This window comes from Actinokineospora spheciospongiae (genome assembly GCF_003182415.1).
GTDB lineage: Bacteria > Actinomycetota > Actinomycetes > Mycobacteriales > Pseudonocardiaceae > Actinokineospora > Actinokineospora spheciospongiae.
Map to the genome: position 1 here is coordinate 23,889 of NZ_QHCP01000007.1, position 20,171 is coordinate 44,059.

The 20,171-nt window shown below is 69.0% G+C and carries 16 protein-coding genes; 2 read left to right on the top strand and 14 right to left on the bottom strand.

Going from position 1 to position 20,171, the window contains the following annotated elements:
* Position 1 precedes the first annotated feature (1 nt).
* From DFQ13_RS19630 to DFQ13_RS19645, 4 genes are read right to left on the bottom strand one after another with little or no spacing between them, the layout of a single operon-like run.
* Entirely contained in the window at positions 2 to 1,345 is a 1,344-nt protein-coding gene (locus tag DFQ13_RS19630; protein ID WP_110080848.1) for an AAA domain-containing protein, read from the bottom strand.
* Entirely contained in the window at positions 1,335 to 2,846 is a 1,512-nt protein-coding gene (locus DFQ13_RS19635; protein WP_110080849.1) for a hypothetical protein, read from the bottom strand. The genes DFQ13_RS19630 and DFQ13_RS19635 overlap by 11 nt, the downstream gene beginning before the upstream one ends.
* Positions 2,843 to 3,985 (bottom strand): hypothetical protein, encoded by a 1,143-nt coding sequence (locus tag DFQ13_RS19640; RefSeq protein ID WP_035277600.1) that lies wholly within the window; start codon positions 3,983 to 3,985, stop codon positions 2,843 to 2,845. The genes DFQ13_RS19635 and DFQ13_RS19640 overlap by 4 nt, the downstream gene beginning before the upstream one ends.
* 46 nt (positions 3,986 to 4,031) lie before the next feature.
* Positions 4,032 to 4,871, bottom strand: coding sequence for a hypothetical protein (locus DFQ13_RS19645; protein ID WP_035277598.1), 840 nt, complete (start codon positions 4,869 to 4,871; stop codon positions 4,032 to 4,034).
* Positions 4,872 to 5,002: 131 nt separating this feature from the next.
* Here DFQ13_RS19645 and DFQ13_RS19650 point away from each other — a divergent pair, with 131 nt between their 5' ends.
* Both DFQ13_RS19650 and DFQ13_RS19655 read left to right on the top strand, forming a co-directional pair.
* Positions 5,003 to 6,325 (top strand): metallophosphoesterase family protein, encoded by a 1,323-nt coding sequence (locus DFQ13_RS19650; protein WP_035277596.1) that lies wholly within the window; start codon positions 5,003 to 5,005, stop codon positions 6,323 to 6,325.
* Complete coding sequence (locus DFQ13_RS19655; protein ID WP_035277595.1) at positions 6,322 to 9,498, top strand: AAA family ATPase; 3,177 nt, start codon at positions 6,322 to 6,324, stop codon at positions 9,496 to 9,498. Before DFQ13_RS19650 ends, DFQ13_RS19655 begins: the two co-directional genes overlap by 4 nt.
* Before the next feature lie 19 nt (positions 9,499 to 9,517).
* Here DFQ13_RS19655 and DFQ13_RS19660 read toward each other — a convergent pair whose 3' ends face one another.
* The 10 genes from DFQ13_RS19660 to DFQ13_RS19705 all read right to left on the bottom strand — a co-directional run bounded on the left by DFQ13_RS19660 (position 9,518) and on the right by DFQ13_RS19705 (position 19,910).
* Positions 9,518 to 10,198: a hypothetical protein gene (locus tag DFQ13_RS19660; RefSeq protein WP_200873260.1), complete on the bottom strand. Its 681-nt coding sequence runs from the start codon at positions 10,196 to 10,198 to the stop codon at positions 9,518 to 9,520.
* A gap of 57 nt (positions 10,199 to 10,255) precedes the next feature.
* The gene (locus tag DFQ13_RS34450; protein ID WP_233427380.1) at positions 10,256 to 11,080 is read right to left on the bottom strand and encodes an integrase core domain-containing protein; all 825 of its coding nucleotides are present in this window, start codon (positions 11,078 to 11,080) and stop codon (positions 10,256 to 10,258) included.
* A gap of 479 nt (positions 11,081 to 11,559) precedes the next feature.
* Positions 11,560 to 12,912: an MFS transporter gene (locus DFQ13_RS19670; RefSeq protein WP_035277592.1), complete on the bottom strand. Its 1,353-nt coding sequence runs from the start codon at positions 12,910 to 12,912 to the stop codon at positions 11,560 to 11,562.
* A 198-nt stretch (positions 12,913 to 13,110) separates the two neighbouring features.
* Positions 13,111 to 14,007 carry a 2OG-Fe(II) oxygenase family protein gene (locus DFQ13_RS19675; protein WP_181400061.1) on the bottom strand — a complete coding sequence of 299 codons (897 nt, stop codon included), beginning with the start codon at positions 14,005 to 14,007 and terminating at the stop codon, positions 13,111 to 13,113.
* 13 nt (positions 14,008 to 14,020) lie between these two features.
* Positions 14,021 to 14,908 (bottom strand): 2OG-Fe(II) oxygenase family protein, encoded by an 888-nt coding sequence (locus DFQ13_RS19680; protein ID WP_181400062.1) that lies wholly within the window; start codon positions 14,906 to 14,908, stop codon positions 14,021 to 14,023.
* A 13-nt stretch (positions 14,909 to 14,921) separates the two neighbouring features.
* On the bottom strand, positions 14,922 to 15,857 hold the full coding sequence (locus tag DFQ13_RS33965; RefSeq protein WP_035277589.1) for a 2OG-Fe(II) oxygenase family protein: 936 nt from the start codon (positions 15,855 to 15,857) through the stop codon (positions 14,922 to 14,924).
* Complete coding sequence (locus tag DFQ13_RS19690) at positions 15,854 to 17,308, bottom strand: cytochrome P450 (protein WP_084175177.1); 1,455 nt, start codon at positions 17,306 to 17,308, stop codon at positions 15,854 to 15,856. Before DFQ13_RS19690 ends, DFQ13_RS33965 begins: the two co-directional genes overlap by 4 nt.
* Positions 17,305 to 18,216 (bottom strand): 2OG-Fe(II) oxygenase family protein, encoded by a 912-nt coding sequence (locus DFQ13_RS19695; protein WP_052020297.1) that lies wholly within the window; start codon positions 18,214 to 18,216, stop codon positions 17,305 to 17,307. The genes DFQ13_RS19690 and DFQ13_RS19695 overlap by 4 nt, the downstream gene beginning before the upstream one ends.
* Positions 18,209 to 19,105 carry a 2OG-Fe(II) oxygenase family protein gene (locus DFQ13_RS19700; protein WP_181400063.1) on the bottom strand — a complete coding sequence of 299 codons (897 nt, stop codon included), beginning with the start codon at positions 19,103 to 19,105 and terminating at the stop codon, positions 18,209 to 18,211. Before DFQ13_RS19700 ends, DFQ13_RS19695 begins: the two co-directional genes overlap by 8 nt.
* Positions 19,106 to 19,169: 64 nt before the next feature.
* Positions 19,170 to 19,910: a tRNA-dependent cyclodipeptide synthase gene (locus DFQ13_RS19705; protein WP_161784394.1), complete on the bottom strand. Its 741-nt coding sequence runs from the start codon at positions 19,908 to 19,910 to the stop codon at positions 19,170 to 19,172.
* Between the last annotated feature and the right edge of the window lie 261 nt (positions 19,911 to 20,171).

The window sequence follows — 20,171 nt, forward strand, 5'->3', positions numbered from 1 at the left end:
TTCACGCCGCGACCCGGTGATCGACGAGCTTGGCCATGACGACCTGGTTGGCCTCCCAGCCGTCGGGGAACTTCGCGGGCACCGACAGGTGCACCGGGTCGGTCGAGGGGTGGCTGTCCAGGATGTCGACGATCCCCTCGCGGGCGACGACGATGCACGCCTGCCGGTGGCGGGAGGTGAGGACGCACAACCGCCCGGCCTCAAGGTGGAACGCGGTGGCGTCGCGGCGACCGGAGAGGGGGTGCACCACGATCACGACCTCGAACTCGCGGCCCTGCAGGCGGTTGGCGGTGTCGACCGCCACCTGCCGGGCCGTCGGGTTGGGCGCTTGGGCGAGCACGGACCGGACCAGGTCGGCCTGGTCGCGGTGGGCGACTCCGATGGCGATGTCGGAGGCGCTCAGGTCCCGCTCGCCGGGGTGGCGTTCGCACACGCCGACCGCGCCGCGTTCGAGCAGCCTGCACGCCAGGCCCGCTGCGGTGCGCAGGGTCTCGGTGTCGGTGCGCGGGACGTGTCGGCGGGGCAGTTCGTGCAGTGCCCACCCGGTGGTGAACGCCATCGCGAGGGTCTCGTCCAGGTCTGTCCCACCGAACCCGGCGCTGCGGAAGCGCAGTGATCGGACACCGTGCGTCGTCCCCGCCGAGAACCCGGTGAACGGGTAGAAGGCCTGGGAGATCGTCGGCGCGGCACAGGCGGGCAACCGCCACGACACCGGGAGGCGGTGCACGGGGGTGCCCTCGTTGTGCTCCAGCAGCACGGTGACGCCGTTCTGGGTCGGGTCGTGCGGCAACCCGATCCAGCGTTCGGTTCCCACGACAGTGAACGGGTCCAACTGTCCCGGGTCGCCGACGAAGAGGCCGCGGTCGAACCGCGGCACGACTTGCAGCAGCATGTCCGACCGCATCTGGTAGGCCTCGTCCAGGATCGCCCAGCCGAACGTGCCGTCGCGGACCGTCGCGACCTTGGCGGAGGTCCCCACGACCAGTCCGCACCCTGCCAGGTCGGCCAGGGTCCCGCCCACGGTGGCGTTGGCGAGGTCGGTGATCGCAGCGGGTGCCGTGTAGTTGCCGCCGCTGAGCCTGCCGACCGGGAGGTCGGGGTGTTCGGTGGCCAGGCGGATGACGAGGTCGTCGACCTGGTTGTTGGTCTGGGCGATGATGATCGGCCGCTCGCCGCCGTCGACGAGGTCGCCCGCCGCCCGGACCACGAGGGTGCTCTTGCCCGCACCGGGCGGGGAGTCGACGACCACCGCGCGGTGGTCGGTGGAGGCCAGGTCCGCCAGGATCGCCGCCGTCACCGCCTCGGCGGCGCGAGCGGGGTCGGGGGTGTTGTCGTCAGGAGTCATCGCCCCAGGCCTCCGCGGCTGTCTCGTCGGGTGCCGGGGCATCGGACCCCGGGGTGTCGGTGGTGTGAGTCCAGGGGGCATCGTCGCGCTCAGGGAACACCGGCCAGGGACGCCAGCCCGGGTCCGGCAGGTACGCGATGCTCTGACCGGCGGTGGGGATGTTGCCCGTGTTGGGGGACTTGACTCCGCCCATGCCCGCGGTCACCTCGACCTCGACCAGGCTGGCGGCGCCGTCCGGTGTCGTCGAGATGACCACGGCCTTGTGGCTCGCGCCCATCGTAGGGCTGATCAGCGTCGTCCCGTCGGCCAGCCGGGTGGGGTCGAGGGTGCGGATGATGGCCCTGGGGCGCAGGGTCCGTCGGTTGGCGGCACTCACGACCACCCGGCCGGGTTCTGCTTCCACGACCTCGCCCGCGAAGGCCTCGCCCGCGCTGCGTCTGTCAGCAAGCACGAACGGGTCGTCGAAGGCCATGTCGGCCTCGAAATCCGCCTGCGCCCGCTCGAGCCTGCTCAGCCGTCTCGCTGCGCCGATGGCGTCATCCCGCCTGCGCTGCGGGCGCGGGTCCTCGGACTCCTGGTAGTCGGAGTAGCCGGTGAACGCCTTGCGGTCCTGGGCCAAGCGCGTACTCGTCCGCGGCGCCTCGGCCACACCGCGCAGCAGCGCGATCGCGTCCCACATCATGCGCCACGTGGGCTTGATCTGTGCGCCGATGAGGTCGTGCAGGTCGGCCTGGGCCGTCGCGATCGCGGCCGGATCGCCCGCCGCGCGGGCCGCGTCGAAGCGTTTGATCGCTGTGGAGAGGTAGGTGTTGTCGAACTCCGGTGAGGTCGTCGGTCCCGCCGGGGGCCACACCGTGGGGTTCTCGGCGTCCTCCAGCGCCTGTGCGACCGTCAGACCCGACGGCGGCTCGATCCAGGCCATGATGGAGGCCAGGTTGCGGTCCTCCAGCGCGCTCTGGCCGGTTGCCCAGTGCTCGGCGAGCAGGTCGGTGACCGCCAACAGCATGGAGGTGCCCGCCTGCTCGGCTTGCTCGGCCAGGAACGTCAACCACTTCCCCAGCTCGGGCACGATCCCGGGCACGGCGTGGTCCCCGGTGGTCTGTCGGTAGCGGCACACGCGCCCGAGGTCCGCCAGGGCCTTGACGCCGCCGGGGTTGGGGACGAGGAGTTGCGGTGTCCGGGTGTAGCCGGACACCTTGGGCGTGAGTTGCCTGCGATCCTGGCGGCAGGAATCGATGTGGTCCATCACCAGCCTGCCCAGCGCCGCCGCGAACGCGAACCGCTGGTCGCGGTTGCGTGGTTGTCCGACCACCAACAAGGTCGGCGCGCGCCTGTTGTTGCCGACCATCGCCGCCAGCGGGGTACCCGCCTCACCTGCCATCGTCAGCGGGATCACCACCAGTGGCCGGTCGGACAAGTGACGGTGCCGGAACCGGGTGAGCGGCTCCGCGGCCATGTTCCGCGCGGCGTGCAGGCGGGCCAGCGCGGACACCGTGGTCACGACGCGCTCCCCGAGGTCCCGGTCAGCTCGGAGCGCAGCCGGTCGGCGTGCCTGAGTGCGACGGCGATCTCGGCCTGGTCCGCCCCCGGCGCCAGCTCGCCTTGGGCCAGGCCCAAGGCCATGGTGATGGTGTCCAGGCCACCAAGCTGCTCGCGCACCGCGGAACCGAGGACGTCCAGCGAGCCCTCGGCGCGGGCGCGGGACCGGCAGTAGAAGGACATCTCGCAGTGGTTGAGACAGTCGGGCCGGTAGGTGGCGGGCACCTGGTCCAAGGCGGCGGTCAGCGCGTCGGCAGGGCGTCGTGGCCTGCCCGCGTCGTCCGGGTCGAGGTCGAAGGTGACCACGTCCGGCAACAGGCCCACCAGTTCACCGATGCGCTCGATGCGGGCAAGCTGGCGGGTCAGGGTGGCGACCTGCTTGCGGGCGTCGACCACAGCCCCGGTCGGCCGGTTGCCGAAGTCCTTGGGGGCCACCAGGACCACCGTCTCGGACACGGCCTCGGGGCCGATGCCCGACTCCGCCAGCACGGCTCGCAGCGCGATGATGTAGGCGCAGGCCTGCGTCGTCGCCGCCCGCACCTTGGCCGTGTCGGCCTGCTCGTCGACGATCGGGAAGCTCTTGATCTCTACGACGTGGAAGCGGTCGTCGACGCGGAAGGCCACGAGGTCCGGCTCGAGGAACACGGCGTGCCCGCCTACGACCAAGCGGAGCACGGGGTGGTCGAAGAGGGTGCCGTCGCCCTGTCCCCGTGCGGCGGCGACCAGCAGTCCTCTGGTGCGCGCGAACCGGGCAGGCTGGCTGGCGTCGCCGCCCACGTCGTTGAGGTCGACGTACCCGACCTCGGGGAGGGTGAGTCCCAAGGTCTCCCTGAGAACACGCAGCAGTTCGGCGCAACCGTTGTCCTTGACCATGTTCTCGAACGCGTTGCCCCGGGTTATCGCAAAGGTCGACTGCCCGAAGGGGGCGGGGAACCCGGCGTGGGTGGCGATGGCCGCCTTGTCCGAGCCGGACGCGTCCAACACGGCCCGGAGCGTGCAGCGGGGGTTGTTCTCCAATGCCGCCAGGGACCTGGCGCTGTAGGTCAGGCGCGGTGCCGAGCCGCGGAGCGCGTCCAGGCGGTCGTCGGTGGTTGGTGTCACGGTGCTTCTGTTCCTTGCGGTGGCGCGTGTGGTGGTCTGTGTCCGGTCAGGCCTGGTGCTCGCTCCCGACGCGCCGCAGCCGGGTTCCGAACAGTTGTTCGTCGTCGCGGAGTTGCTTGCGCGCGCGGGTGGCGGACTCGACCCTTGTGCGGTGGTCGGCGTCGAGGTGGACCTCGAGTTCGGCGTGGGCCGCATCGATGACCCGTTCCGGATCCAGCGGGTCGGACTGCGCGCGTGAGCCGTGGCTGTGCGGGAGCGCGTTCGGGATGTTCGTCGCGAAGCGCCGCAGCAGGCGGGTGGCCAGGTGGCCCGCGTTGTCGGTCGACGGGGTGGCCGCCAAGACCGCTTCCCCGACGCGGATCGCGCTACCGAGGAAATCGACCCTGGGTGACAGCGGACCGATGATCCGTCGCTCCAGGGGCCAGGTGCTGAGGGTGAGCAGTGCCCGCGCCGGGGCCAGCAGGTCGTGGGCGAGGGCCGGGCACAGGTAGTAGGGCCGGGCGCCGGGCGCTGAGCGGTAGGAGCGCTCCTCGTCTCGACGGAGGCTGGAGAGCTTGGTGGGCGGCAGCTCACCGGAGAAGAACGCCTCGTGCACGTTGACGATCAACTTCGGCGCGGCCGGGGCCCGCAAGAGCGTCAGGGCGCGGTGCACATGTTCGCGAGCGGGGAGCAGGGCACCCGTCGCCCCGGTCCGGGGCGGGATCTCGACGGCCGGGGCGACAGGCGCCGGGTCGACATCGATGAGCGTGTCCCAGGCCCGTTCCGCGCGGCGAAGTTGCGCGCGGAGCATGCCCGCGCGTTCCGCGTCACCGACGGCGGACGCGTCACGGATCGCGCGGCGCAGGTCGGCGATGCTCTTCTCGAGCACGTCCAAGGGGTCGCTCATGGTCTCATCGTACCAGAAATCCAGACTCTTCCATAGTCTTCCCTACTATGGTGTACGGTGGGCGCCCTGAACCCGTCGACCCCGGGTGCGCGCCCATCGCGGCACCCCTCTCCTTCCCCGGGAGGCATGCCTTGTCCGCACGTGTTCTCCACACCTCCGACTGGCACCTGGGCCGCCAGATCGGCCGCCACCGACGCGATCGGGAATTCGACGCCGTCCTCGGCGAGATCGTCTCCGTCGCACAGGACTTCGCCCCGGACCTCATCGTGCACAGCGGAGACCTCTTCGACAGCCCCAGGCCCTCGCTCGACGACATGCGTCGGGCCGCCCAGACCCTGCGCGAACTCGGGGACATCGCCCCTGTCGTCGTCGTCGCGGGCAACCACGACACACGACACGTCCTGGCGTTCCTGGACTACATGCTCAGCGACCTGGGCGCACGGACGGGTGATCGGGCGCGGGTGCGCTTCGCCACCGACGCCCGGCCGGGAGGGCTCCTGCTGGCGGAGTACCCCGCCGAAACCGGGGAGCTGACGGTGCGCGTCGGGGCGCTTCCCTACCTGCACCCCAACCGGTTCGCCTACGAGTTCGACGACCCGGCCTCGGCGACGGCGAGCTACGCCGAGCGGATGCGCGAGGTGCAAGCGGAGGTGTACCGGCGCCTGGCCGCATCCCGCGGTCCGCGAGACCTGTTGGTGTACGCCGCCCACCTGTTCGTCGAGGGCGCGACACCGTCCTACTCGGAGCGAACGATCTCGGTGTCCTCCGCCTACGCGGTCGAGGCCGTCGCCCTGCCGGAGGTCGACTACGGCGCGCTCGGCCACATCCACAAGCCGCAGCTCGTCCCCCGCGCGGGGTATCCCGCCCACTACGCGGGCAGCCCGCTGCAGATGGACTTCGGCGAAACGCGCGACGCCAAGAGCATCGCGCTGGTGGAGATCACCCCGGGAAGGCCGCCTCGGGTCGAGCTCGCCCCCTTGGACTCCGGCAGGCCGCTGCGGCGCCTGACCGGAACGCTCGACCAGATCGCGCAGCGTGCGGCGGGCGTCGGCGACGCCTGGGTGAAGGCGGTGGTGGACAGCGAGAGCCCCATGGCCCTGTTGGGCGAAAGGCTGGAGGAACTGCTTCCCCAAGCAACGATCGTCGACGTCGAGGAGCGCTGCCCCGGCGCCGTGACCGCCGTGCTCGACCGCGTCGCGGTGGACACCGACCTTCCCGATGTCCACGACATGCTCCACGACTACCTGTCCAAGCACGGGACGCACGGGATCGCGTTGGATCAGGCCATGTCCACGTTCGCGGGGATGCGGGCCGAACCGGATCCGGCCGACACCACACCGTGCTGCGAGGAGGAGCTGTTGGACGCAGCCATCGCAGGGAAGGGGTTCGACGGGATCGACCGCACCGGGCTGCTCACCGACGGCACGGTCACCGGGACGGAGGCACGACGATGAAACCGCTGAGACTCACGATCAAAGGGCTCCGCAGCTACTCGGCCGAGGTCAGGGTCGACCTGACCGGCAAGGGCCTGGTCGGAGTGATCGGTGACACCGGAGCGGGCAAGAGCAGCCTGCTCGACGCCATCACGTTCGCGCTGTACCGCAAGAGTTCCTGGGACGCGCGGGAGCCCAGGGCGCTCATCGCGGATGGGGCCGACTCGCTGAGCGTGGAGTTGGACTTCCTGCACGACGGGCACCGCTGGCGAGTGCGCCGCACCATGAACGCCAAGACCACCCCGGGACGCCATCACCTGACCGACCTGGACACCGGGGAGGAGGTCGACGGCGCCACCGCCGTCGACAATCGGATCGCGGGCCTGCTGCACATGGGCTACGAGACCTTCCTGCGAGTGGGACTCCTGCCCCAGGGCAGGTTCGACAAACTGCTCACCGCCACCCCGAAGGAGCGCAGCGGACTCCTCCGGGAACTGTTCGCGACCGACTCACTGGCGGATCAGCAGGGCCTGGCCGAGAAGCGCAAGGCCAGGCTCGACCTGCGGCTCACCGAGGCGAGGACCGTCCGCGCGCACATGCCGGACAACCCGACCCACACAGCCGCGACGGCGCGCGCGGCGGCTGACGCCGCCGAGGCCCTGGCAACGAACCTGGCCGGAACGATCGAGGACATGACGTCCGCGCGACAGGAGATCGCGACCAGGCAGAAGCAGGCGACGGTGATCTCCGCAGCACTGGAGGACCTGCGAGGGCGGACGGTTCTCGGAACCGGGGAAACCCTGGCAGGCCTCGATGCGGTCGCCGCCGACATCACCGCCCGACGACGTTCCCTGGCATCGCGCCGTAACGACGTCGACGCCCGCGAGAGCGCGCTGGACACGATGATCACCGACGCCGAGACCGTGGGTGAGGGCCGTGACGCGCTCATCCAAGCCGAGGTGGTCCTGCGCGGTCTGGGCACACGAGCGGATTCACACCGCTCCGAACGGGCCCGACTGGCGACGATGGGCACTGAGCTGGGTGACGAGCAGAAGGGCATCGCGAGAGTGGAGCAGGACCTGGTCACCCGCGCCGAGCGGAGCGCCGCTCTTCGCTCAGCGACCGGGATCGCGGTCGCGGCGAGCAGTGCGCTCGACTCACACCTCACGGGCACCCGCTCACTCGTCACCGCCGTGGGGACCGCGATGACCGACAGCGCCGAAGCAGAACAAGACCACGCCACCGCGTGCCACGAGCTGACGACCGCCCGTGATCTCGTCGCCCGACTCGACACCGCCGAAGTCGACCGAGAACTCGCCGAGGCATGTGGGAAGGTGGACGCGCTCGAGTCGCGCGACCGGGCAGCGGCGCTCGCCTCGACCACCCATCCAGGCGACGACTGCCCGGTGTGCCGGAGACCGGTACCGGCTGGGTTCGAGCCCGCGTCCCACACGAGCGCGGTCGAGTTGCGGACGGCACGCACGCGGGTCAAGGAGGCGACGGCGGCCCGTAACCGCCTGGGCACCGAGGTCGCGGAGGCCACAGCGGCCGCCGGACAGGGACAGAAGCGAGAGGCGGCATGCGCGACGCGACTCGCACAGGCGAGAAGCGATGCCACGACAGCCGTGTCCGCGCTGCGGCAGGACTACGAACTCGTGTGTCGTCTCGCCGAGGAAGCAGGATCGGACTTCGCCGTCGACTCCGCGCTGTCGATGCTGACTGAGTTCGCCGAGCTTCGCACCGACCAGGTCGGGCTTGCCGGAGCGGCGGCCAGGCGGTTTGTGGAATCCAGCACGGCGCTTCTCGGGTCGTGTGCCCGGGAAGCATCGGATCGCGCTGCAGGCTTCGTCCACGACGAACATCGCCACACCGAGGAACTCGCAGCGGACAGCAAGGTCCTCGAAGCCAGGAAGAAGGCGCACGAGCGGCGTTGCCGCGAAGTCGACGCGGGGGCCGCCCGACTCCGGCTCACGATGGCAGACGGCTCCGCGGACCTGGACAGTCTGCCGCCGAGGCTTCGATCGGTGCTGCCGGGGGAACTCGCGGACGTCACCCCTGAAAGCCTGTCAGCCGCGCAGGTCACTCTCGCCGACCTGCTGTCGCAGATCAAGCAGACCATCAAGACCAAGGAAGCACTCGGCGCGACCCGATCCGACCTGTTGGTGGAGCAGGCGGCCCTGGACAGGGAGGCAATCACGAAACACGACAAACCGCTCGACGCCCTGCGCCGCGCGCTCGAGGCGTGGGCTGAGTCCGCAGCGAGGGCCCGCACCCACTGCCGGGCGGATCAACGCCTCACGGCAGTCGAACGCCCCTCGGCGTGGGGAATCGACGAGACCCGGGCGTTCGCGGCGGACCTGTCTTCGTACTCCGGCGCACTCGTCAACGAGCTGACCACGGCGCACGAGGTGAACACAGCAGGCACCCGTGCCGCGGTTGACCGCCTCCGGGAGTTGGCCGCCCCCCTTCGCGATGTCGACGGCTTCGACTCCACTGCCGACCTGACCGCCCAGAACGCGCTGCACCCATTGGTCGCTGCGGCGGCGACGGCGCGGAGGGAGGAGGCGACCCAGCGCAAAGAGGAGGCCCGGGCGCAGGCGCTAGTCAAGCCTGCCGCGGACCTGGACTTCGCCATCGCCGCAGGGACCGCCCGCCGAGACGCCTTGGACGTGCTGCGCCGCAACCTCGTCGACGCCAAGTTCCTCGGGCACCTAACCGCCCTGAACACCGGCGCACTGCTGGGTGTCGCGAGCGACCTGTTGGGCAGGCTCACCGACATGCGGTTCGGTTTCGCCGAGAACTTCGACATCGTCAGCCGCGGGTCCGACGTGACCTACACCCCCAACCGCCTGTCCGGCGGTGAGAAGTTCCTGGCATCGCTCGCCCTCTCCCTGGCGTTGGCGGTACTGCACTCCCGCAGCGGGCCGAGACTGGGAGCCCTTTTCCTCGACGAGGGCTTCGGAACGTTGGACACCACGGCGCTCGAGTCGGCCCTAGACGTCCTGCGCGCACAAGCGGGCAGTGACCGCTTGGTCTTGGTGATCAGCCACCTCCACGTCGTCGCCGAGGCGGTTGACGACGTGTTGTGGGTGAAGCGCAACGCCTCCGGCTCCACAGCAGCCTGGTTGACTGCGGCCGAACGCGACGTCGTAGCCCAGGACGATCTCGCGCGAGGTCTACAGACTCTGGCTTGACGATCTCGAGTTCTTCATTCTAAGCTTGTCTTTTAACCTTTTCGGCGGGGTTTGGTGCCCTTCTTGTGGTGGGCCGGTTGGGTGTGCGCTTGGCCGGTGACCAGGAGTAGTCCGACGTCGAAGCGTTGCGCGACAACATGATTTTCGATCCGGCCGGTCGTCCTGGGCCGGGGTGACCGGGTTTCAGCGCCCCGGCTGGGCGGGCGATCTTCGTGTGGAGGTTGCGAAACCCTCGACGGACGCGCGCGGGGGTGAGCATGGCGGGTTCGGCGGGTCGTTGCCAGGGGTGGCGCAGGTCGGCGACCAGCGGGCGGGCCAGGCGGAGTTGGGCGTGGACGGCCAGGAGCAGCCAGGTCCAGCGGTCGGCGGCCTCGGGATCGCGCAGTCGGGGCTTGGTCCAGCCCAGGGTCTGTTTGAGCATCCGGAAGGTGTGCTCGATGTCGAAGCGCCGCAGGAACATCTGCCAATAGCGGTCGACCTGGGCCTCGTCGGCGTCGGTGCCGGAGCACCACAGCCAGACCGGTTTGTTCACCCCGCCGCTGGGCAGGTGTTCGACGGTCAGACGGACGACGGTGCCCTCGATGATCGGCAGGGAACCGTCGTGATCGATCCAGGCGGCCCGGTGGGTCAGTCGTGGATGCAGGCGGTTCCAGGCATGTGCGGTCGCGGTGCCGTAGAGACGGGTGTCGGTGCGGGTCACCACGTCCTGGGCGCCCCTGTGGGGTGTCAAAAGTCGGTGCGCAGGCCTTGACCTGCGTCAAGCCCCTATTGGTTCGTACTCGTTGATCAGGCCGCCGAGGACCGGTCGGCGATGTACAGCTGTGCGGTTCGGCTGCGGAACTGGGCTGTCTGGTCGTGGTGGCATGAGCTGCAATCCCCGATGAGGGCGGCGATGGTTGTGATGCGAGACGTAGCGGTCCCGCACCGAGTTCAGGTGACGCTCGCCGACGATGAGCAGGCAATCGGTGACTTCACGTCTGACGGTGCCGATGAACCGCTCGGCATAGGCGTTCGCCTGCGGACACGGTGGTGGGATCTTCACAACGTCGATGTCGGCGTCGGCGAGGACGGCATCGAACGCGGTGGTGAACTCTCCGGCCCGGTCGCGGATCGAGAACCGGAACTCGTCGGCCCGGCCTTTAATGTCGGTGCCGAGGTTCATGAGGAGGTTACGGGCCTGTTGAGTCGTCCACGGGCCGTCAGGGTTGGTGGTGGTGCCCAGGACATGGACATGGCGTGTAGCGACCTCCAGGACGAAGAACACGTAGACGCGTTTGAGGGTGACCGCGCGGTCGACGTGGAAGAAGTCGCAGGCCAGCATGCTCGTAGCCTGGTCATGGAGGAATCTCCTCCATGACAGGTCGGTGGTACGCATCGGGGCAGGTGGTATCCGCGGGCGCTTGAGCACGCGCCGGATGGTCGAGGCGGCTACCCGGTAACCGAGCTTGAGCAGTTCGCCCTGGATCCACAGGTAGCCCCAGCCGGCGTTCTCTCGAGCCATCCGCTCGATCAACGCCGCAACCGTGTCGTCGAGCGGTGGGCGCCCTGTCCGGTTCGGGTAGGTCCACTTCCTCGCGACCATCCACCTATGCCATCGCAAGACAGTGCCTGGTGTCACCACTCGGTGCGCGCGCAGCAGGCGGGCAAAGATCAGATACAGCAGCCGAACACCACGCCTCGATCATGCTCCTACGATCCATCGCCTGCGAACCCGCAGTTCAGCAGCCCCGTGCGGGGTTCTGGCACCCCACAGGCTCCAACCCGGTGAACGGCGCCATCCACTCCGAACGCGACGACGAGATCACCTGCACAACCACCTGCCACACAACCCGATCACCGGATTACGAGACAGCTCTCGGGTAGAGGTAGGTCTTCGGGAAAGACCGGAGGTCGCTTCGCCGTCGTGCTTGGGCATGTCGGAGACGTCGGGGACGAAGCCGTCGGACATCAGCTCCGCTTCAAGGGCAGGGTGGCCAAGGAGCGGTGAGCGGGTTCGCCCGCCTACGCGAGGTCGGCGCCCGTCGGCACGAACCGAACAGGTCTCGACAGTGCGCCTTGAAATCACACGGGGGCCGGTGCCCTGCGTGTGCCCGAGCGAAGCCAGAGCACCAGGACTGCCGCTGCCACCAGGCAACCGGCCCCGGTCGTGATCAGCACCACCGCGGCCACGTCCGCAGTGGGAGCGGCGGGAGTGCTGTCGGCCACCGGACCGGACAGGACCACCCCGATCCCGGCCGCGACGGTGATGGCGGTCTTGGTGACCCCGGATCCCTCACCTGCCCGCTCGGGGCGCACCAGGGCCTGGGTGGCGACCAGTGTCAGGGCATTGGCCACCCCCAACGCGGCCCCGGCGGCGGCACTCAACGCCAGGTAGAGCGGCAACGAACCCGCAAGCGGCAGCGCGGCGACAGCGATGGCCGCTGCCACCAGGCACACCGCCATGGTGACCACCGCCCGTGGGGCGCGCACCGCTCCCGCCACGGGTCCGGCGACGGCCATCAGGACAGCGGGCACCAGGAACGCCAGGCCCGCGGCGGCGACGTCCAACGACCACACCCGCTGCAACGACCAGGGCACGACGAACAGGAACACCACCGTCGCCGCGTTGGCGACCATCCCGGCTCCGGTCAACGCGACGAAAGGACCGTTGCGCAGCAACGACAACTCCACCAGCGGCGCAGGCGCCCGCCGCTCCCGCCGCACGAAACCCACCCCGAGGAGCACCGCCGAGGCGGCGGCCATCACCCCGGTCGCGGACACCGGACCTCGATCGACGAACAGCGCCAGGCCTGCCAGCGCGGCCGTCCCCAGCGCGAGCCCGGGGAGGTCGAAGTCCCCGCCCGCCCGGGGAGCCCTGGACTCCGGTGCCCGCAGCGCGGCCAGGACCGCCACCGCGGCGACCGGGACGTTGAGCCAGAACACCGCACGCCACCCCAGCGCCTCCGTCAGCGCCCCACCGACGAAGGGACCGATGGCGGTCGCCACACCGCCCAGTCCGATCGCGGCGCCGATCGCCCGTTCACGCCGCCCGGGTGCGAAGACCGTGGACAGCAGCGCGAGCCCAGCGGGCATGATCAGCGCCCCACCCGCGCCCTGCAGTGCACGCCCCGCGACCAGCACGGGCAGGGCAGGAGCCACCGCGCACACCAGTGATGCCACCCCGAACAGGCCGAGTCCGACGCCGAGGACGAGCCTGCGACCCACACGGTCGGCAAGCCCACCCGCGCCGAGCATCAACGCGCCCACGGTCAGCAAGTAGACGCTGACCACCCACTGCACGTCGTCCGAACTCGTCCCCAGGCCCCGCCCGATCGCCGGGAGAGCCAGGTTCAACGCGAACGAGTCCAACTGTATGCAGAAGATCCCGAGAGCCACCGCAGTCAGTGCCCACCACCGGTGGGGGTGTGCGCTCATCGACTGACCACCTTTCAAGCGGGTGGCGGACCAGGACCGCCACAGTTGTCGGCTGGGCAGCAGGGGGAGGGCACGCGAAAGCGCAGGCAAGAACACCGCGCCGCGTATGAGATGCCGAAGCAGGGAAGAACCCCAGAGAGGCCCACGATAGCACCTGTGGGTGAGGACGCCAACCGGTGCCCTCACCCACAGGGTGGATCAGTACAGGCCGGTGGTGTCCTTGCGGTAGGTGTTGCCGAGGATGCGGTCCAGGAATTCGTCGAAACGGCCTGCCAGAACCAGCCCCCTGCCCGGTTCGTACCGGAACATGCCGGGGCTCACCTCTCCATCCAGGCTGCTGTCGACGAACAGCGCATAGGAGAAGCGGTCCGGCCCGCCGCGGGAGTTCTGTTCGCCCACTCGATGAGCCACCGCCGAGACCGGCGTCGCGGACTGTGCTGTCAGGATCTCCATGGCGCAGCCGAAGTTCACGATGAACGCCCCCGGCGTGGGGTTGATCGGGTGCCACTCGCCGTCGCGCAGCACCTCCAGTCCCGGTTCGGTCGAGCGCAGGACGGTGACCCAGCCCGAGTCCTTGTGCACGTTCAGGCCACGGGCGCGCACCTGTGGACGGAAGTGGTTGAACGTCAGTGTGTAGGTTCCCCGGCCGCTGAGGCACCCGCCGGTCGCTGTGTCCCATTGCGATTCCGGCAGGTCGAGCCGCGCCAGCACGGACCGCAGCACCACCAGGGCGAAGTCCCGCATCCGCGCTGCCTGGTCAGCGACCTCGGGCGGGTAGACGTCCTTCCAGTGCGCACTGGAAAGGAAGAACTGCTCGGTCTGGTCCTCATCTCGGCCGAAGTAACCTTGGTGCTTGCCCAGGCGCTGTTCGTCCCAGCCCCGGAACCCGCGGTAGGGGTCGCCACTGTCCGCGGGGAGGTAGAAGCTGCGGGCGAACCGATCGCCACCGGTGAGGTCGGTGTCCGGTGGTTGGTCGACGAAGAAGAAGCCATCGCGCAGAGCGCGGTCCAGCCCGTCTGGTTCGCGGAAGTCCAGTCGCCCGTCGCGCACCTGGGCCCGCTGCCAATCCCAGCCGTTCCTGTGGTGCATCGCCATTTCCTTCCTGCTCTCAGATCCGGTCGTGGAACTGGTACCCCATTCGCGCCGCCTTGGCGACGGAGAAGTCGCGGAAGGACTGGTAGTCGACCAGCTCCCCGTCGGAGGTGTACTGGCGCAGGACCATGCCGTAGCTGGGGCCCATGTAGATGGTGAAGGAGGAACGGTCCGGCTGGCCGGGTCCCGCAGCCGCAACACGGTGCAGCACCGCTGTTCCGGGGTGGGGTAGGTGTCGGGTCAGCACGTCGAAGGCGTCCCCGAGGTTGACGACGAAGTGCCGTTCGGGGAGTTCGATCGGTGTCCACCTGCCGTTGTCCAGTACTTCGAAGCCGGGTTGGTCGGCGTGGAAGAGGGTGATGTACCCGCTGTCGGTGTGTTCGACGATGCCCACCCGCCGGTCGAGATCACCCCGGTAGTGGTTGACTGTGGTGTAGCACAGGCCACCGTGGTGCCCACCCAGCGCTTCGTCGGCGTCTCCCGCGGGTACCCCGGCGGCGGAGAGCAGGGCGTGCAGGGCGGTCCCGGTGATTTCCTCCATCCGCTCAAGCAGGGAGGTCACCTCTTCGGGGAAGTACCGCTGCCACAGGTGCGCCTCGATCTGCAGCTGCTCCACCTGATCGGGCCGATCCTCATAGCCCAGCTTCGAGGCCAGGTGCCCGTGCTCCCGGTGACCGCGGTAGCGATCACCGGGCACCGGCGGGAGGTAGAACCGCCTGCACAGGTCCAGGCCGGGTGCGGGGTCGAGGTCGTCGGGCATGCGCAGCAGGAAGGCCCCGGCCCGCAGTGCCTCCGCAGCACCGTCAGGGCGGTCGAACTCCACCCCACCACCCCGGGTCCCGGCGACGGGCAACCGCACGTGCTCGGTGCTTTCGCTGCTGTGTCCTGAGTAAGTGCTGGTCACGTCGACTCCTCGATCACAGGTGGGTGGTGTCGTCATAAGTGCGGTTGACCTCCTGCTCGGCGAACTCCGCCACGCTCTGCACCGGGTGAGCGGTGTTGTCCTCCCAACGGTGGATGGTTCCGCCGAGCGCGGAGTCGAGGAAGATCGCATAAGAGGTGCGGTCTGGGGTCCCGGGTGCCCGCCGGGTGTGTGCGACACCGTGTACGTTGGCCCGTACCGGGGCGGGTAGGCGCTCGGTCAGCACCTCCAACGAGCTGCCGAAGTTCACGATGAAGTGTCCCGGGACCGGATCCACGGAACGCAGCTCACCATCGATGAGTGCCAGCAGCCCCGGTTCGGTCGAGCGCAGCACGGTGACCCAGCCGGAGTCGCGGTGGAACTTCGAGCCTCGGGTGTCCTTCGTGGAGCGGAAGTGGTTGAACGCCAGCATCTGGTGACCTCGCTTCTCCGACAAGGCCGAGGTCACGGTGGCCCACGCGTCGCGGGGGATCCCCACGCCCCGCAGGACCGAGCACAGGACCAGCAGCCCCAGATCGGTCATGGCGTGACCGAGGGGGGCCACACCGGGCGGCAGCAGGTGCCAGTTGGCCGACTCGACGTAGAGGTTCTCCCACTGATCGTGCTCGCGGTCGAAGTAGCCCTGGTAGTCGCCGGGGATTTCGACGTCCCGCCACCCTCGGAACGGGTCGAGGTGATCTCCGGTGCGGTCGCGGTGGAACTCGGCGGCCAGGGTGTCCCCCGGGTCGGTGTTGACACCCTCCGGGATGCCCACGAGGAAGAAACCCTGCGCACAGGCACGCTGCAGACCATCCTCGCGGTCGAACACCAACTCACCCGCCCTCACCTGTGCCCGTTCGAGGTTCGCGGGTGGATAGCGCAGACCGGCCTCGTACTCGTCCGGCATGGGGGGCAGTGGCACCCGGTCGCGGTAGGTCATCGACTGGTTCATGCGCGTCCTCCTCTGGGGTTGACGGGTCGCGGGGTGAGCGTGATCAACCCGGCTTCGGCGGGCCGGGGCATCGCCGACGCCGGGCGCAGGCCGGGGTCGGCGTCTCTCACCTCGACGTCGTAGTTCGCGTGCAGGGTGCGCAGCAGCACGGACTGCACGCGCACGGAGAACAGGCGCCCGGGGCATTTGCGCGGGTTGCGGGTGGTGTTGACCATGCTGAAGGAGTTGATCTCGTACCGGGACCGCGACAGCAGCGAGGAGACGGTCTCCCGATCCGATCGCACCAGTGCGGCGGGGTTGGCCAGGTCGAACCGGTCGGGAACGGGGAAAACCGCCGGATCCCGGTTGGCGCGGCTGCGGTCGAGCCACAGCATCGTCCCGGCGGGTACTTCGCCGGCCCGTCCGCGGTGCCGGATCTCCACGGGCTCGGTGGTGCACCGCCACAACGCGGTCGGGTTCGACCCGCCCCAGCGCACCGCCTCCACCACGGCGAGGTCGACCACCGGCACGGGCCCGGGATCCACACCGCCGCAGGCGGACTCGGCGACCGCCCGGTGCGCGGCCGGACACGCTCCCAGACATGTCAGGGCCCAGGTCAGGCTCAGCGCCGAGGTGTCGTAGACGGCCACGAGCGAAGTGCCCAACTCCTTGAGCAACACGGGGTCCAGTGCTTGGGCGGCGGTCCGGTCGAAGGGCAGGCCCCAGAGTGCGAAGTGCCCCCGCACGAGGTTCGTGGCGGGAGCGGCGGCGATGGCGTCCGCGTTGGCCACCAGCAGATCGCGGATGAAGTCGGCGACGGAGTCGAACTCGCGCATCGCATCCGGGTCGACCGTGCCGATCACCCGCGAGGCGATCTCGAAGAACTCCAGTGCGGCTCGCCGGTGCAGCGGGTCGGTGAGGTACGCCGTCAGTGGGCGCTGGGTCAGGTCGAGCACACCGGGGAGGTGGCTGTCGACGTGCGCGACAAGTCCGGTGGCGAAACGATCGATCGGCATCTGCCTCCCGGCCATCGGCCGCAGGTACTCCTCGGCGTGCCGGGCGATGTGCGGCTCCAGCGACTCGACGAAGCGCGTGCTGCCCAACGTGGCCTCGATCATCCGCCGCTTGGCGGGTCTGCGCGGGTCGTCGTGGTTCAGCGACCCCATGAAGTCTCCGAACATGTCCCGATTGAGGTCGGTGGAGGGAGCCAGGGCGGAATCGGGCACCAGTGGGGCGTTGGTCATCTGGTAGACGGCGGGGGTGTCGCCCATCCAGAACGTGCACACCCCACCGGCGGCGGCGGCCAGCTCCGCCACCCCCGTGTCGGCGAAGTATTCGGTCGGCTGCCTGCCTCGCACCACCGTGGCCTCGTGGAACGACGCCCGGTGGCCGGTCACCGGACACGGCCCGTCGTGGTGGGCCAGCACGCCAGGCAGGACCGCGCCCCGCGCGATCGCCTCGGGTGCGCTCACGCGGTACCACCACCCCGGGTCGTGGCGATGCCGAAGTCGTCGTGCCGGTCATTCCAGGTGTCACGGTTGAAATCCCGCAGGAAGTCCGCCACCGTGCTGACCACCCGGTGCCCACCGCCGTCGTCGACTTTGTGCAGCAACGCCGCCGGTGAGGGGTTGACGAACGCGGCAAACGAGAACCGCTCGTCGTCGGAAGAGGCAGGCGCGCACCGCCGCACCCGGTGCAGCACAGCATGCACGGACCGCGCCAGGTCCTCCGTCAACAGCTCGAAAGAGCCTCCGAAGTTCACGATGAAGTGCCCGGACACTGGCGGCACCGGTGACCACCGACCTCCGGAGAACGCCTCCAAGCCGTCCTGCTCGTTGTACAGCAGTGTGACGAACCCGGTGTCCTTGTGCGGGGCACACCCCAACTGGTCGCGGTCGCTGCGGTAGTGGTTGGCCGCGAACCAGTGTGTGCCGAAGCCGTCGACAGCTCCACTGGTGACCTGCGACCACAACCGCGCTGTCACGCCGACCGCGTCGAGGGCGGTGCGCAGCACCAACAGTGCCAACTCGTTCATCCGGTCGGCCATGGCGACGACCTCGGGCGGGAAGTGCCGCGCGCGGGCCTCGGCGTCGGCCAGCAGGTGCTCGGTCTGGAAGTGCTCGCGGTCGAAGTACACGCCCTCGAGTTCGCGCATCCCGCGGTAGGGCCTCGTCGCGGCGTCGGCACCCGTGCGGGGCCGGTGGAACTCCCTGCACAGCCGAACCCCGGGCCGCAGGTCGAGGCCTTCGGGCACGGCGAGCGCGAAGAGCCCGGCGTCGAGCGCACGGCCGAGTCCATCGGATTCGGCGAACACGATCCCGCCGCCGCGAACCGCCGCCCGTTCGAGGACCACCGGTTCGGGCGCCCGTTGCTCAACCATCGGATTCCTCCTCGGGAACGTCAGTCCCGGCGTAGATTTCGTAGTCATTCAGGTCGATGAGCTCCCGGGATCCGCAGATGCGGGTCAGGCCCTCGGTCGGACTCCACTGGTACACTCCGTCGTCACTGCCGGGCAGGCAATTGCTCGATGAGAAATGACCGTAACTACACCTGTCCTCACCTTGTTGCGTGACGCGGTGCATGATGGCCGCCACTGGGCTGCCCGACCGGGCGGTGAGCAATTCCATCGACAACCCGAAGTTGATGACGAAGTGGTCCGGATCGACCGGTACCCGTTCCCAACGGTTGTTCCGATTGACCTCCAAGCCGGGCGTCGTGGTGCGCAGGATCGTCAGGAAACCGTCGTCTTTGTGCGAGCTCAGTCCGACCGAGGACATCGTGGGCCGGTAGTGGTTGAAGGTCAGGTGGTAGGAACCGGTGCCATCCGAGCAGCCGCCGGTGGCCGTGTGCCGCTCCTCGGTCGGGACACCGACGTGGTCGAGGACGGAGGCGAGGATCAGCCTGGACAGCATGGTCAGCCGTTCGCCGAGGCGGGCGATCTCCTGAGGGTAGTCGGTGGGCCAGAACCGGCGTTCCAGCAAGAACTGCTCAATCTGATTGACCCGTTGGTGGAAGCCCAGCAGAGGGTCGCCGAAACGGCCGGCGGTGATGTCGCGGAATCTTCCGTAGGGCGGGTGCTCCGGCCCCCTGTGGAAACCGGAGGCGAATGCGTCACCGTCCGGGATCGGAATGCCGTCAGGAATCCGCACCAGGAAGACGCCGTCGGACAGGGCTGCGGCGCGGTCACCGACGGAGACAAAGTGCAGTCCGTCAGCGTCCAGTTCGGCGCGGCGGAGGTCTGCGGTGGCGGTGACCGGGTCAGTGTCCACGCGCTTGGCGTAGACGTCGCGGTAGATTCGGCCCCGAGCTACAGGAGTCGCTTCAGTACTCATCTCACCGTCCTTTGAGTTGCAGGGAAACCACGGTCAAATCGCGCAGCTCCCGTGGTGCGTCGGGGTGCGCGCCCTCGGCCACCTCGGCCAGACTGCTGAATGAGCCCGGGTAGACCATCACCGACAGACCTCTGGCCCGTAGGCAGCAGAAGACGGCGAACTCCTCCAGGAAGTATTCCGACGAGATCGCCACACGCTTCGCCAGTTCCTGCCCATCCAGGTCAGTTGCACCGCGGGAGTGGTATCTGCGCCCGAAGGACTCCACCGAGGCTCGGAAAACCGGGTCCTCGGCGAACTGGGAGCGCAATCGCCGGTGGAAGCCGTCGTGATCAGCCCACCACCGCACCTCCGCACAGGTGACGACGGTGAAGTCGGTGCGGTCGCTGAACAGATCGAACACCGGCTGGCGGTCGGCGATGAATTCCCGACCGAGCTCCAGCGCCCTGGCCAGGGCGGGTTCCGGCGACAGCGCCGCCGTCGCGCTGAGGGTCAACCGGTGGATGCTGTCACCCACCAGCACCGTGCAGCGGCGAAACCGCCGCGAGATCCACTCGACGATACCCTCCAGCTTCGGCACGTCGAAGCTGTCGTTCTCGAGACTGACACCGAGGAAGCACTCGTCGGCGTCCTCGAATGCGGTCCGGTTGGCCTTCGGTGATACCGACTCGACCTTCGCTTTGTACCGGGTGGCGCGGACCTCGCTGAGCGCGGGGTCCACGACCATACCGGTTCTCGTGCTCACGGACATCGTTTCCCACCGTTCTGGATATGCGGTCTCAGGTGTGCGCGGCCACCGCTTCAGGGTGGCCCGCCGAGGAGCTGCCGGGACGCCGCGGCGCTTCGGCACCACCTTGACAGGTCGGTCTGTATGCGCTCTGGAATATCTCTGGCAGGTCCGGAATAATCTGTTTTCGGAGAAATTTTCCTAGTTCTCAATATTCGGACGTTTCCATCCGACAGTTCACGGGTACTGACGACGGAACACCGGAAAGGACCATTGACT